Here is a 14076-nt window from a genome sequence, read left to right on the forward strand (position 1 = left end):
TAAACAGATTTTGCAGCTAACTATATAAACCATATATAATGTAAAACCAATTTATACAACAGGAGAAAATATATGCAGAAAAAAGCAATGATCGCCATGAGCGGCGGAGTTGATTCCAGCGTAGCTGCCTACCTGATGGTTCAGGACGGCTATGACTGTGCCGGTGCCACTCTGAAGCTTTATGATAATCCACAGTGCAGTTTCCCGGGGCATCGTGCCTGCTGCACACCGTCTGATACCGAGGATGCAAAAAGTGTTGCTGCACGACTTGGCATGCTCTACTACGTTTTCCCGATGCACGATGAATTCCGTCACAGTGTTATCGACAAATTCGCAGACACCTACCTTCACGGAGGCACACCAAATCCATGTATCGACTGTAACCGTTTTTTGAAATTTTCCGCACTTCTTGACAAGGCAAGAGAACTCGGATGTGAGTACATCGCAAGCGGCCATTATGCCCGCAGAGAGCAGGATCCGGAAACCGGACGTTTCATTTTGAAAAAAGGTCTTGATCCGACGAAAGACCAGAGCTACGTTCTTTATGCCATGACACAGGATCAGCTTGCACACACTCTGTTTCCACTCGGCGGCTATACAAAAAAAGAAATCCGCCACATTGCACAGGAGCAGGGCTTTATCAATGCTGATAAGCCGGACAGTCAGGATATCTGCTTCGTGCCGGACGGAGATTATGCTTCATTTATTGAACAGTATACCGGTCAATCATCCGAACCGGGAGATTTTGTAAATAAAGAGGGAAAAGTTCTCGGTAAACATAAAGGCCAGATTCATTATACGATCGGCCAGCGCCGCGGTCTCGGTATTTCCGCACCGGAATCTCTCTATGTCTGTGGCAAATCACTGGATTCCAACGAGGTTATCCTCGGCGGAAAACAGGATCTGATGAGTAATTATTGTTATATCAACGACATCAACCTGATTCCATGGGATCATCTCGATGCACCGATCAAATGTAAAGTCAAAACGCGTTACCGTCAGCCGGAACAGCCGGCAACTGTGGAGCAAATCGGAGAAGACCTGATAAAGATCACCTTCGATGAGCCACAGAGAGCCGTTACTCCGGGACAGGCTGCTGTCCTTTATGATGACGATATGGTACTCGGCGGAGGAACCATCCTTCCGGAAGGTCTCGCCTCCACCATGACCACATCACAGGGAACAAATATTTAACCCATCTGTACCGTTACATGGTATTCTTTCTTGCCGGGGATCAGTGGAATCTGGTTTCCGGCAATTTTTTCGCCGTCTACTTCCATCCAGGCAACACCTTTTTCCACACCGTCCGGTTTGCGGATATCAATATAATATTCCGCATCTCTGTAGCGGCGTTTGATCTGCAGATCACCAAAAGCTTTCGGCAGACATGGATTCACTACAAGACCATCATATTCCGGCTGGATTCCGAGAAGCGCCTGTGACAGGTTAACAAATGTCCAGGCTGCCGTTCCGGTCAGCCAGCTGTTCTTTGCCTCGCCGAATCTTGCTGCGTCAGCACCTGCTATCATCTGTGAATAAATATATGGTTCTGTGCGATGTACATCACTGATCTCTTCAATATAGGACGGGCAGATCTTACGGTAAACATCAAATGCAAGATCTCCTCTTCCGAGTACAGCTTCTGCAATAGAAATCCACGGATTGTTATGGCAGAAGATTCCGGCATTTTCTTTGTATCCCGGCGGATAAGAAGAAATTTCACCAAGTTCCAGATGATATCTGGTATATGCCGGCTGGAGTATCATGATACCATATTTCGTTTCCAGATGTTTATGTACGGAATCCAGCGCTTTCTCAGCAAGTCCTTCTTCTTTTCCGATTTCAGCCATTACGCAGAATCCCTGTGGTTCAATATAAATTTTACCTTCTTCACATTCTTTTGATCCGACTTTTGCAGACTGTGAATCATATGCGCGAAGGAACCATTCTCCGTCCCATCCTGCATCCAGAACCGCCTGATACATATCGGCTACTGCACTCTCTGCCTCTTTTGCAAGATCTTCATGTCCTGTACGCAGACAGATTTCTTTAAATTCTTTACCATATTTGACAAACATTGCTGCAATAAATACAGATTCTGCCACCGGTCCTTCGGATGGTCCAGTCGTCTGGAAAGATTCACCAGGTTCACTGGAGAAACAGTTCAGATTCAGGCAGTCATTCCAGTCAGCTCTTCCGATCAGTGGAAGTTTATGCGGTCCGAGGTGTGTTGCTGTATAATGGAATGATTTGTTCAGGTGTTCAAACAGCGGTACTTCAGAACCTTTCTTACAGTCAAATGGTACCGGCTCATCAAGAATGCCATAATCACCGGTTTCTTTCAGATAGGCGGCAACCGCTGCAATCAGCCACAGCGGGTCATCATTAAATCCGCTTCCGACATCAAGGTTACCCTGCTTTGTCAGTGGCTGATACTGATGATATGCACTTCCATCCGGGAACTGTGTGGATGCAATATCAATGATCCTTTCTCTCGCGCGCTCCGGAATCAGATGCACAAATCCGAGAAGGTCCTGACAGGAATCACGGAATCCCATGCCTCGTCCGGTACCAGATTCATAATAAGATGCAGATCTTGACATATTGAATGTTACCATACACTGATACTGGTTCCAGATATTTGCCATACGGTCAATGTGTTCATTCGAACTGGTGACTTCAAAACGTGCAAGCAGTGTCTCCCAGTATGTTTTCAGCTCTGCAAATGCTGCCATTGCTTTTTCTACTGTATCAAATCTTTCAATAAGCGCTTTTGCCGGGGCCTTACGGATGACGTTCAGCGCTTCCCATTTATTGTCTGCAGGGTTTTCACAGTACCCCAGCATAAATACAAATGTTTTTTCTTCGCCAGGAGCAAGTGTCAGATCAATCTGATGTGCTGCGATTGGATACCATCCGCTTGCTATGGAGTTGCTGCATTTTTTCTTACGGACTGCATCCGGGAATGCATTGCCGTTACCGGCTCCAAGGAATTCATCCCTGCTGGTATCAAAATTCTGAACCGGTGCATTTACAGTAAAGAAACTATAATGACGGCGGCGCTCTCTGTATTCGGTCTTATGATAAATTGTACTTCCGTGTACTTCCACTTCACCAATACTTAAATTTCGCTGGAAGTTAGTCGAGTCATCAACTGCATTCCAGAGACAGAATTCTACATAAGAAAATAAAGAGATGTTTTTTTCGACATCTGAATTGTTTTTCAAAGTCAGGCAGTTGATCTCGCACGCTGCATCTACCGGTACAAATGCCAGCAGATCCGCTTCCAGATTATTTTTCGTTGAATGGAAACGGCTGTAGCCCAGACCGTGACGGCATTCATATGTATCTGTCTCTGTACCGGATGGCATCGTGCCCGGATTCCAAATTACCCCGTCATCATTGATATAGTAATATTTTCCGTTGGAATCTACCGGAATGTTGTTGTAGCGATATCTCGTAATACGTAAAAGTTTCGCATCTTTATAGAAACTATATCCGCCGCAGGTGTTTGAGATCAGTGAAAAGAAATCGTTGCTTCCGAGATAATTGATCCATGGCTGTGGAGTATGTGGTGTAGTGATTACATATTCTTTGGCTTTATCGTCAAAATGTCCGAATTTCATAAAGAACCTCCTTCAAAAAACAATATAAATAAAGTAAAGGGTATGCGATCACGAGTTAAAGACTGAAAACAGAATTGCGAAAACGAATAAGTTTAGAAATTTTATAACTATAATATGATTAGATTGGATTAAGCTCAGTATAATTCACTTATTCAAAAAAATCAACTACATTTTCGCTTACGAAATAGTGCACAAACATGTTTTCGTAATCGTTAAGTTTTTTACGAAATTTTTCGTAAAAACGAAGTGCCTTTTTTGTGAAATTGATTAATTATCGTCAATTATTTTTTGTGCAATAGGGATAAATTATGCAAATATGACAATTTACGCTTGCAAATCGTCTGAAAATACAGTACGATGAGCTTGCGAAAACGATTTAGAAACAAAAAACAGAAAAGGCTGGACATGCATATGGTATCCATGAAAGACATTGCAAAACAGTGCAACGTATCTGTTGCAAGTGTCAGCAAAGCTCTCAATGGTTATCCGGATATCAGCGAAGAGACCCGGCAGCTTATTTTAAAGACTGCTTCAGAAATGGGATATCTTCCTAATTCCTCAGCACGGTCGCTGAAAACCAAGCGAAGCCACAATCTCGGTGTACTCTTTGTAGACGAAGCCATGAGTGGTCTCACACATGATTATTTCAACCATGTATTAGAAAGTTTTAAGCGCACGGCTGAATCCAGAGGATACGACATCACATTTACCAGTGGAAATCTTTCCGGTCAACACATCAGTTATTATGATCACTGCCGCTACCGGGGAGTCGACGGAGTCGTAATTGCCTGCATCAACTTCTTTACAGAAGAAGTACAGCAGCTGGTACAATCCGAAATTCCGGTGGTTACGATCGACCACGTATTCGACGGACGAATCGCAGTTGTTTCCAACAACATTCAGGGAATGGAAGATCTTGTCACCTATGTTCTGCAACGGGGTCACAGAAAAATCGCCTATATTCACGGAGAAGATTCTTCTGTTACTCGAAGTCGTCTGGGAAGCTTCTACAGAACACTTCAGAAAAAACACATTGATGTACCCGATGAATATATGCCGGTCATCCCCTATCGCGATGCAGAAGCCGCAGCGATGGCAACCTCAGAACTTCTTGATCTGAAAGATCCGCCTACCTGCATTCTTTATCCGGATGATTTTTCTGCTCTGGGCGGTATCAACGAAATCCACGAACGAGGACTTCGGATACCAGATGATATTTCCATCGCAGGATATGATGGACTCACTTTTGCCCGCATCCTTGAGCCCCGGCTGACAACGCTGTGCCAGGACACAGAAACAATCGGGCACCTTGCCGCAAAGAAACTGATTGATCTCATCGAAAATCCCAAAGCAACGATCATCGATAAGTTCACAGTTGACGGAAGGCTTTTCCCCGGTGCTTCAGTCAGGAATCTGGCAAAATAAAATGCAAAACATATTTGCAAAAACTAAATAATGAAAATTTAATATGGAAAAAATAAAAACAAAATTATTAAATCACAGGGAGGTAACAACATGAAAAAACAGATTATGGCAGTCACATTAACAGCAGCTATGCTCGCAGGTTTGGCAGCAGTTCCGGTATGGGCTGATGACGCAGGCTCAGACGAAGGTAAAGTTTTAAACATTTACTGCTGGAACGAAGAATTCAAATCCCGTCTGACCGATCACTATCCGGGATATGAAGAAGTAGACGGAACCCATGGTAAAATCGGTGATGTAGAAGTTGTATGGAACATCACTCCATCTGATGACAACGCATATCAGAATAACCTTGATGAAACACTTCTGAAACAGGCTGATGCAGCTGCAGACGACAAGATCGACCTCTTCCTCGTAGAAGCTGACTACGCACTGAAATATGTAAACACAGATTACACAATGTCTGTAGCAGATCTTGGAATCACAGATGATGAGATTGCTGATCAGTATCAGTACACCAAAGACGTTATGACAGATTCCGATGGAAACCTGAAAGGTCTTTCATGGCAGGGCTGCCCAGGAACCATGATCTACAGAAGAGATATCGCCAAAGAAGTATTCGGAACAGACGATCCGGCAGAAGTTCAGAAGAAAGTTGCTGACTGGGATACCTTCAAAGCAACTGCTGCAGAACTGAAAGAAAAAGGTTATCAGATGACCTCTACTGTAAACGACTCCTACCGTGTATTCTCCAACAACGTAACCAGCCCATGGGTAGTTGATGGAAAGATCACAGTTGACGACAATATCAAGAACTGGGTTGACATGTCCAAAGAAATGGTTGATGCAGGCGAAACAGCTACATACGAACTGTGGAGCGATGACTGGAGCAAAGGCTTCTTCAAAGACAGCAACGTATTCTCATATTTCGGACCGGCATGGTTCATCGACTTCTCTATGAGTGCTGATCAGGATGGCTCCGTTGGTAAAGACGGCGGCTGGGCTGCAACAGAAGGACCTCAGGGCTTCTACTGGGGCGGAACATGGATCACAGCAGCTACAGGTACAGACAACCCGACACTCGTTGCTGATATCATGAAAACTATGACAACAAACGTTGATGTAATGAAAGAAATCGTTACAGCTGACAACGACTTCGTAAACAACAAACCGGCTATGGAAGAAATGGCTGCAGACGAAAGCTACGGCGACGCAGTTCTCGGCGGACAGAACCCACTGGCTATGTTCTGTGCAGGCGCAGACAAGATCGATCTCAGCAACATGAGCATCTATGATCAGGGCTGCAACGAAGAATTCCAGAACGCTATGAAGAACTACTTCGAAGGCAATGCAACTTATGAAGAAGCACTCGACCTGTTCTACAAAGCAGTTGTTGAAAAATATCCGGAACTTTCATACTAATTCAGACAGACTGACTTCATTGTCAAATGAACATTCTGAAAAGAACATGATTATCTAAAAATGTGCCTGCCTGAGGTTCAGGCAGGCACACTTTAACTTATGGAGGAAGATAATGGCAAAGAATAATAACCATAAAGCGGTCAGCTATAACAAATGGGGCTATATCTTTCTGATACCGTTTGTAGTAGTATACCTCATATTCCAGCTCGTTCCGCTTATTAGTACAATTTATAACAGCTTTTTTGAAAATTACAGATCGGGATTGACGCAGATTGGACCGAACTTTGTGGGATTTGCCAATTATGTCAAGCTCTTTGAGAGTGGAGAGATCTGGATCTATTTTAAAAACACAATGATCATGTGGGTAATGGGATTTGTTCCTCAGATCCTTGTATCCCTGCTTCTCGGTGCATGGTTCTCCAATCCAAGTCTCCGGCTGAAAGGTCAGCGGTTCTTCAAAACTGTGATCTATCTCCCGAACCTAATCATGGCCTCTGCATTTGCAATGTTATTCTTTACATTGTTCGCAGATGGCGGCCCGATCAATGCCATGCTCGTACATGCAGGCATTCTAAAGGAAGCATATTCCTTCTTCAGCCACGCCTGGAGTGCAAGAACGCTGGTTGCGATTCTGAACTTCCTGATGTGGTTTGGTAACACGACCATCCTCCTGATGGCCGGTATGATGGGTATTGACCCTTCACTTTATGAAGCTGCCGAAGTAGACGGAGCTACATCTTCACAGATTTTCCGTAAGATCACTCTTCCGCTGCTTCGTCCGATTCTGATCTACGTTATGATCACATCTCTGATCGGTGGTATGCAGATGTTCGATGTACCACAGATCCTGACAAATGGAACCGGTGATCCGATGCGTTCAACTATGACACTGATCATGTTCCTGAACAAGCATCTGTTCAGCAAGAACTATGGTATGGGCGGTGCATTGTCCGTATTCCTGTTCATTATTACCGGTATACTCAGTATGATCGTATTCCGATTCAACAAAGCAACTGACGGGAGGTGAGAAAGTTGAATGAAAAAAATCAAAAAACCAAAAAAGGAATGAGCATGAAAGGTCAGCGTACCCTTGCTTATGTGGTACTGATTATTCTCACTTTCTTCTGCCTGTTCTGGTTTTATGTACTGTTTATCAATGCAACAAGATCAAACGGAGCCCTGAAAAAAGGTTTCACGGCGATCCCGGGAGGTCAGCTTATCACAAACTGGAAAAATCTTCTCGCAGGAACCCTTCCTGTATGGAACGGTATGTTCAACAGTATCTTCATTGCTACATGTTCTGCTGTTTTATGTACATACTTCTCCACAATGACTGCATATGCTATTCACGCATACGACTTTAAAGGCAAAAAATTCATGTTCACCTTTATCCTCGCAGTCATGATGATCCCGACTCAGGTTACCGCACTTGGTTTCCTGCAGTTACTCGGCAAAATGCATCTGGATGATTCCTTTATTCCACTGATCATTCCGAGTATCGCCGCTCCGGTTACTTTCTTCTATATGAAACAGTATATGGAAAGCAACCTTCCTCTGGAGCTTGTGGAGGCCGCCCGTATTGACGGTTCCGGCGAGTTCAAGACTTTCAATACGATCGTCTTCCCGCTTATGAAACCAGCTATCGCCGTACAGGCAATCTTCACTTTCGTTCAGAGCTGGAACAACTACTTTATTCCGGCGCTGGTACTTCATTCTGACAAGAAGAAAACACTTCCGGTACTGATCGCACAGCTTCGTAGTGCCGACTTCCTGAAGTTCGATATGGGCCAGGTTTACGTAATGATCGCATTTTCGATCTTCCCGGTAATCATTGTTTATATCCTTCTTTCCCGATTTATCGTAGAAGGTGTTTCTGCAGGTGCTGTCAAGGGCTGATCTTCCCTTTCAGAAGAACCCCTTCATTTTTGGACATGTTTTCTATAGTGTCTATTGCATCCAAAAATACTTTGTGATTAAATAAAAAGTAGATAAAATACAGACGGTGAATGTATTTTGCCGTCTGTAATTTTTTTATATATGCATATTGAAGGGATCAAAAATGACAGCAAAAACTTCTCGAATCATTATAAAAACATTCGTCAAAACCGCATTAAAGGATGCCGATGAAGCACCGGAGCGCTGTACCAGAAATCTGGTCGATATGGCGCTTCATTTTTCGAAGGGGCGTTTCCAGATATCTTTTTTTGAGATGGCACGTACAATGTTAAACAACGAAAACAGCCCGTACTATCCACTGATTGAAGATGCACTCAAGCACATGGATAAAGACAAACTGATCGAATTCGGTCTGAATCTGGGATATAATGGCTGCACAATGGGCGCACATATCGTCCGTAAGATCAAACGTACCGAAAATATTAATGTTCCGTGGCTTCTGTTTTTGAACATTGATTCCGCACATGAAAATCTTACAGAAAGTTATCAGCCGATTTTCGATCAGGGCAAAGAACTCGGTATCTACGTATATTTCCTTTATACAAACAAAGATCCGGAGAGACTGCTTCCACTCATCCGCCAGAATGAAGACTGTGCCATCATTCTATTGTGTGGTTCTGACTGCATCACAGAAGATTTCGCAGATTCTGCAAAGGACATCAATCATCTTCTGATCGGTGTCAATTATGACGATCATACGGATGCTGCATGCCTCGTACTCCGCGATCACAGACTTCTTTATTCTGTATATCACATGTTTACAGAAGATGAAATTTCCGAAATTCTTTCCGGTTCATACTACCGCTATGCCGAAGAACTTCACTGTCCGTTTTCCGCAGTCATTGCGGATCCGACATGCAGCAGTGAAACCCGTGGAAATGTCTACAAAGCAGCCGTCGGTACACGTGTTGCACAGAAATACCGTACTATTCCGATTGATCTTATGTATGATGCAGAAACTGTCGGAAACATTATCTCTCCGCCGTCCAGTGTAATCGGTTTCCAGCCTGACGGTACGATCTACAATCTCAGGAATAATGGCAGGCTTTTATCCCATAACATCTTCAAAGAATCTCTTCGTGATATTCTTCAGAAGTCATTCTCTATGGGTGAATAAAAGTCACTGACCAATAAAGCAATCTTTTCACATATATGCACAGTGAAACAGCTCCATAAATCATCCGGTAATTTTCGATATGTTTTATGAAGCTGTTTGCTTTATATTTTATTATATTTTCAAGTTTTAACTGTTCATACGCTCCTGCGTGAGCACCACAACCTGAATACAGGATTTCAGTAATTCTACAAATTTTTGCGGCGGAATCGGCTCTTTCTGTGAGATCCATCGTCCAAATGCACAGATAACCGCATCGCAGAAAAAGTTTACATAAAAATCGGCATCTGTCTGCTCTCCCAAAATCTCTCTGATATCCTCTGCCATCAACGGGCTTACCAACTCACGGAAGTGATTGATAAAAGAATTCTGGTCTTCTACTTTCATTGCCTTTCTGTAAAAATCTTTATTCTCATAAAAATAATTGCAAAGATGAAGCACACTGTCCCATCCTATCAGATTCTTCCCAATCTGCACATGATTCAGATATTCTACATCAAATATCCAGTTTACCAGATCAAATTTGTCCCTGAAATGATAATAAAAACTTTTTCGGTTCATATTGCATTTTGCACAGATATCCGAGACGGTGATCTTTGCAAAAGGTGTCGTTTCCATCAATTCTTTCAGAGCTGACGCAAGTGCACTTTTTGTAATATTGGAATCAGCCAACTTTCTTTCCTCCCCTTTTATCGGTTCGTCAATATCCGGTTCCCCATTTTACTATCTTTATATATCAGTTGCAAATAAGGCTGCCCCTAAGGCTCCGCAGAGCTGGGATTTCTCGCTGATGACCATACTCGTTCCAAGACGCTCTTCAAGAGTTTTTACAAGGCCTTTGTTCTGAGCAACACCACCGGTCATCATATAAGCCTCTTCACCGCCTACACGTTTGACCAGCGATGCCGTCTTTGCAGCGACAGCTTTGTTCAGTCCATGTACAATATCATCGGTACGCTTATTCTGTGCGATCAAAGAAACTACTTCGGACTCGGCAAATACTGTACACATACTGGAAATTGTAATGTCCTCCTGATAAGAAAGCCCCACCTGACTCAGCTCATCGAGAGACATTTCCATCGTCTTTGCCATCATTTCAAGGAATCGTCCGGTTCCTGCAGCACATTTGTCATTCATAACAAAATTCTTTACACTGCCATCTTCGTTCAGACGGATAACCTTGCTGTCCTGCCCTCCGATATCAACGACTGTACGTACTTTCGGATCGAGGAAATGCGCCCCTCGTGCATGGCAGGTAATCTCTGTAATGCTCTTATCTCCATCTGAAATCGCGGTTCTGCCGTAACCGGTAGTCACAACTGCAGCCAGATCTTCTCTTGCAATATCAGCCTGTTCAAGAGCTTCCTCCAGGGCTCTTTCAGCGCCATTTGCCGCACCCGCTCCGGTCGGCATGATCACACTGGAAATTATTTTTCTGTCCTTATTCAAGATTACCACATCTGTACTTGTGGATCCACTGTCGATTCCAGCATAATATCCTTTGCCCATTGTTCTCTCCTTTTTTGTTTCCTTCTGAATACCGAGACTCTCTGCAAAAGCTTCCAGACGCGTACTCAGCTGCCCGCTGCTCTGCAAAGTAAAGTCTGATTCAATCTTGAGAAGCGGCACATCGGTATGACTTTTGATATCCGCATACTCAAAGCTGTAAAAATCACAGAATTTTACAGTATGATAAATAATTCCTTTCAGTGAAGGATCCTGATATAACTGTTTACGTCCTGCATGATCCATCATACGCATACACGGAATCTGATGAAGCAGTTCTCCAGCATACCATTCCATCAGTGCATCAAAATCCATATCTTCCGACGGAAGATTTTCGCCTACGGAACGGTTATAAACACAAGTTTCATTCACAACCGGAAGCGGCATGGAATTACTTGTCATCTCAAACAGTTCCTGCCCCATACGTGCTCCAAGCACCGCCAGATGTGGTTCCTGCGTACGTTCTTTTGGCTGAAAAGCTTTCAGAAAAGCAGCTTTATCAAAAGTAGTTCCTTTATAGGAAGCATATGCAGATGTCAGTGCCTTTAACTGCATTGCCGTACGCTCACGGCTGCATTCTATGTCACAATGTAACATATCGATCATATAAAGAAAATCCATCTGTCCACTGTCTTCCAGTATATCATAAACACTGCGGATTGTGTCACAACAGTTTACAAGAACCAGTTCTTTTATATTCCCGGCAAGAACTTCCTCGAGCACAGCTTTTCCAAATCCGCAGATGTTCGGATGTGTGATCTGCTCTGCGCGCTCAAAACCTTCCGGCATTTCATTTAATATTTCGCATTTACCGCCTAAAGCAGTCAATAGCTCCACCGGTGTATATTTACAGACATAATATGTTTTATTCATGAGCAAAATCCCCCAACATTTCCAGAAAAGCACCTAAACGGGTAGATGTCTGACCTTCCCCACCATGGCTTCGGTCGCAGCCGTCTCCATCCAGGATCAATGTTGGAAGACCTGCGTCCTCAAAACGCTTTTTCGCAATTCGAGAGCCACCAAGTGTATGCTTACAGCCCCAGTGATTAAACCAGACAACACCATCGGCGCCAGCCTGTTTTGCATGACGGATACCGGCATTGATCCTGCGTGAAATCGGTCCGTTCAATGCATGATAGATCAGACGCATCGCCATTTCTTCATATGGATCTTCTGAATGTCTGGAAATATCTGTTGCCTGTGAGAGCTCGCATCCGACGATCTGAACATCATCATTCAAAAGAAGTGCATCTTTTACCGCATCGGACCAGAACGGAATCGTGTGCATCCAATAGATATGTTTGCCTTTTTTAGGCGGTGCTTTCTTTACGTCCTGAAGAAGCTTCTCGGTGTATAACGCTTCCTCTTCTGTTCCCAGAAGGATATTATTAGTCATTCCGCTGTACAATGGCGACACCAAATCGGACGGAATAAAACGGTCTGCACGCGCGCTCTGAAAGGCATCAAACTGCTGTAGTGTTTTGTAACCTCTTTTTACCCTCTGTACAAGCTTGTCTTCATCAATCTGATGCCCTGTGGTCTGTTCAAGAAACCCGCGCAGAGCTCGAAGTTGCGCAGCCACATAGGCAACATTTTCCGACGTCTGACCGGACGGCACATCAATTGAAAATACCGGCACATGAAAAAACTCCGCCAGACGCTGGAAAGTCAGAAGATTCGCGTCACATGCAAGGTTCGTATATACAATACATTTCGGCTTCGGCAGAAGTCCCTTCTCCGCGGCTCCTATAAATGTTTTGTGGTAACTGCAGAGTGTTTCAGAAAGTCCGGAATCCTCTGCACTCTGAAGAAATGCACGCTCTGCGCTTGATGCCGTCAGATAGCAGGAAAAACTCTCTACATTATAAGGGTATAAACCTGCCTCCTGCATCAGCTCACACGGCGTAAATACGCTGACCAGTACTGACTGATCCGGATGTTTCAACGGCTGAAGCATCACATTCATCATCATACGTGCCAGATACTGATCTGACGGATTTATTTTTTTCGAAGGAGCCAGACGAAATTTCATATCCTGTGCCTCCCATCCTTTCGTGAGGAGCCAGCGTGCTCTGTCCGGTGTATTCTCACACCATTTTTCTACATAATTTCCGAATGTCTTTATTATTTCCAATTGGTCTGACCGCCTTTCGATGTCTTTCTTCACAGTATATAGCAAACAATCTCATAATACAAGAATAAAAATCACGAGATTGTCAATAAATTATCATAGTTTGTGCAAATGTTGTATAAAAAAAACTCCAAACTCTCTGAAACAGAGAATTTGAAGCCTTTTAAATCGTGCCGCAGACCGGAATCGAACCGGTACGGGTATCACTACCCACGGGATTTTAAGTCCCGGGCGTCTGCCAGTTCCGCCACTGCGGCATATTAAATTGAAAAAATGGGGCCTATAGGGCTCGAACCTATGACCCTCTGCTTGTAAGGCAGATGCTCTCCCAGCTGAGCTAAGACCCCTTAAACGACCCAGATGAGACTCAAACTCACGACCTCCGCCGTGACAGGGCGGCGCTCTAACCAACTGAGCCACTGGGCCAAAAAAATAAGTAAAATGGACCTTCGGGGACTCGAACCCAGGACCGACCGGTTATGAGCCGGTTGCTCTAACCAACTGAGCTAAAGGTCCAAAAAGCCGATGATCGGACTCGAACCGATAACCTGCTGATTACAAATCAGCTGCTCTGCCAATTGAGCCACATCGGCATATAACTCACTTAGATGTATTATACACCAAATGTCGTAATCAAGCCATACCAAAAATCACATTTTTTTATTTTTTGATGACTCCAAGGGGATTTGAACCCCTGTTACCGCCGTGAAAGGGCGGTGTCTTAACCGCTTGACCATGGAGCCAGGTATAAAAAACTCCCCCTGTTGGACTCGAACCAACGACACTGCGGTTAACAGCCGCATGCTCTACCGACTGAGCTAAGGAGGATTATATTACTTAGAAGATATATCGTATCTTCAAAACCACATACATGTTGACTAAGCAATCGATTATCT

Annotated in this window: 10 protein-coding genes and 7 tRNA genes; 6 read left to right on the forward strand and 11 right to left on the reverse strand. The window is 43.9% G+C overall.

Annotation, left to right across the window (positions count from 1 at the left end; genetic code table 11):
* The first annotated feature begins 72 nt into the window (after positions 1–72).
* Positions 73–1194 carry a tRNA 2-thiouridine(34) synthase MnmA gene (mnmA, locus tag DWW86_RS12290; protein ID WP_117943433.1) on the forward strand — a complete coding sequence of 374 codons (1122 nt, stop codon included), beginning with the start codon at positions 73–75 and terminating at the stop codon, positions 1192–1194.
* Here the strand turns inward: mnmA and DWW86_RS12295 are convergent.
* A complete protein-coding gene (locus DWW86_RS12295; protein ID WP_117943436.1) occupies positions 1191–3626 on the reverse strand; it encodes a glycoside hydrolase family 94 protein in 2436 nt (811 codons plus the stop codon). The two genes, mnmA and DWW86_RS12295, sit on opposite strands and share 4 nt — an antisense overlap.
* Before the next feature lie 405 nt (positions 3627–4031).
* Here DWW86_RS12295 and DWW86_RS12300 point away from each other — a divergent pair, with 405 nt between their 5' ends.
* The 5 genes from DWW86_RS12300 to DWW86_RS12320 all read left to right on the forward strand — a co-directional run bounded on the left by DWW86_RS12300 (position 4032) and on the right by DWW86_RS12320 (position 9543).
* Entirely contained in the window at positions 4032–5051 is a 1020-nt protein-coding gene (locus DWW86_RS12300) for a LacI family DNA-binding transcriptional regulator (protein ID WP_353652705.1), read from the forward strand.
* Between the two features lie 90 nt (positions 5052–5141).
* Positions 5142–6470: a type 2 periplasmic-binding domain-containing protein gene (locus DWW86_RS12305; protein WP_117943438.1), complete on the forward strand. Its 1329-nt coding sequence runs from the start codon at positions 5142–5144 to the stop codon at positions 6468–6470.
* Between the two features lie 112 nt (positions 6471–6582).
* Positions 6583–7497, forward strand: coding sequence for a carbohydrate ABC transporter permease (locus tag DWW86_RS12310; protein ID WP_117943441.1), 915 nt, complete (start codon positions 6583–6585; stop codon positions 7495–7497).
* 38 nt (positions 7498–7535) lie between these two features.
* Positions 7536–8366 (forward strand): carbohydrate ABC transporter permease, encoded by an 831-nt coding sequence (locus tag DWW86_RS12315; RefSeq protein ID WP_353652707.1) that lies wholly within the window; start codon positions 7536–7538, stop codon positions 8364–8366.
* A 163-nt stretch (positions 8367–8529) separates the two neighbouring features.
* Complete coding sequence (locus tag DWW86_RS12320; protein WP_117943443.1) at positions 8530–9543, forward strand: hypothetical protein; 1014 nt, start codon at positions 8530–8532, stop codon at positions 9541–9543.
* Between the two features lie 126 nt (positions 9544–9669).
* Here the strand turns inward: DWW86_RS12320 and dhaS are convergent, their stop codons facing one another.
* The 10 genes from dhaS to DWW86_RS12370 form a co-directional block, all read right to left on the reverse strand.
* Complete coding sequence (gene dhaS, locus DWW86_RS12325) at positions 9670–10212, reverse strand: dihydroxyacetone kinase transcriptional activator DhaS (RefSeq protein WP_072522839.1); 543 nt, start codon at positions 10210–10212, stop codon at positions 9670–9672.
* 57 nt (positions 10213–10269) lie between these two features.
* Positions 10270–11919 carry an acyl-CoA dehydratase activase gene (locus DWW86_RS12330; protein WP_072522838.1) on the reverse strand — a complete coding sequence of 550 codons (1650 nt, stop codon included), beginning with the start codon at positions 11917–11919 and terminating at the stop codon, positions 10270–10272.
* Complete coding sequence (locus DWW86_RS12335; protein ID WP_117943445.1) at positions 11912–13183, reverse strand: 2-hydroxyacyl-CoA dehydratase subunit D; 1272 nt, start codon at positions 13181–13183, stop codon at positions 11912–11914. The genes DWW86_RS12330 and DWW86_RS12335 overlap by 8 nt, the downstream gene beginning before the upstream one ends.
* A 168-nt stretch (positions 13184–13351) precedes the next feature.
* Positions 13352–13437 (reverse strand) — tRNA-Leu (locus DWW86_RS12340).
* Between the two features lie 17 nt (positions 13438–13454).
* Positions 13455–13527 (reverse strand) — tRNA-Val (locus tag DWW86_RS12345).
* 5 nt (positions 13528–13532) lie between these two features.
* Positions 13533–13606: transfer RNA gene (locus DWW86_RS12350), tRNA-Asp, on the reverse strand.
* Between the two features lie 16 nt (positions 13607–13622).
* A tRNA-Ile gene (locus DWW86_RS12355) sits at positions 13623–13696 on the reverse strand.
* Positions 13697–13700: 4 nt separating this feature from the next.
* A tRNA-Thr gene (locus tag DWW86_RS12360) sits at positions 13701–13773 on the reverse strand.
* 78 nt (positions 13774–13851) lie between these two features.
* Positions 13852–13923 (reverse strand) — tRNA-Glu (locus DWW86_RS12365).
* Positions 13924–13935: 12 nt separating this feature from the next.
* Positions 13936–14008, reverse strand: a tRNA-Asn gene (locus tag DWW86_RS12370).
* Positions 14009–14076 lie beyond the last annotated feature (68 nt).

The sequence above is a fragment of the Ruminococcus sp. AF17-22AC genome (genome assembly GCF_003460065.1).
GTDB lineage: Bacteria > Bacillota > Clostridia > Lachnospirales > Lachnospiraceae > Blautia_A.

What these genes read in the sequence shown, in the direction of transcription:
- DWW86_RS12300 (WP_353652705.1), top strand. Translation starts at nt 4,032, where the DNA reads ATGCATATGGTATCCATGAAAGACATTGCAAAACAGTGCAACGTATCT.
- DWW86_RS12305 (WP_117943438.1), top strand. Translation starts at nt 5,142, where the DNA reads ATGAAAAAACAGATTATGGCAGTCACATTAACAGCAGCTATGCTCGCA.
- DWW86_RS12295 (WP_117943436.1), bottom strand. Translation starts at nt 3,626, where the DNA reads ATGAAATTCGGACATTTTGACGATAAAGCCAAAGAATATGTAATCACT.
- DWW86_RS12320 (WP_117943443.1), top strand. Translation starts at nt 8,530, where the DNA reads ATGACAGCAAAAACTTCTCGAATCATTATAAAAACATTCGTCAAAACC.
- DWW86_RS12310 (WP_117943441.1), top strand. Translation starts at nt 6,583, where the DNA reads ATGGCAAAGAATAATAACCATAAAGCGGTCAGCTATAACAAATGGGGC.
- DWW86_RS12330 (WP_072522838.1), bottom strand. Translation starts at nt 11,919, where the DNA reads ATGAATAAAACATATTATGTCTGTAAATATACACCGGTGGAGCTATTG.
- DWW86_RS12315 (WP_353652707.1), top strand. Translation starts at nt 7,536, where the DNA reads ATGAGCATGAAAGGTCAGCGTACCCTTGCTTATGTGGTACTGATTATT.
- mnmA (WP_117943433.1), top strand. Translation starts at nt 73, where the DNA reads ATGCAGAAAAAAGCAATGATCGCCATGAGCGGCGGAGTTGATTCCAGC.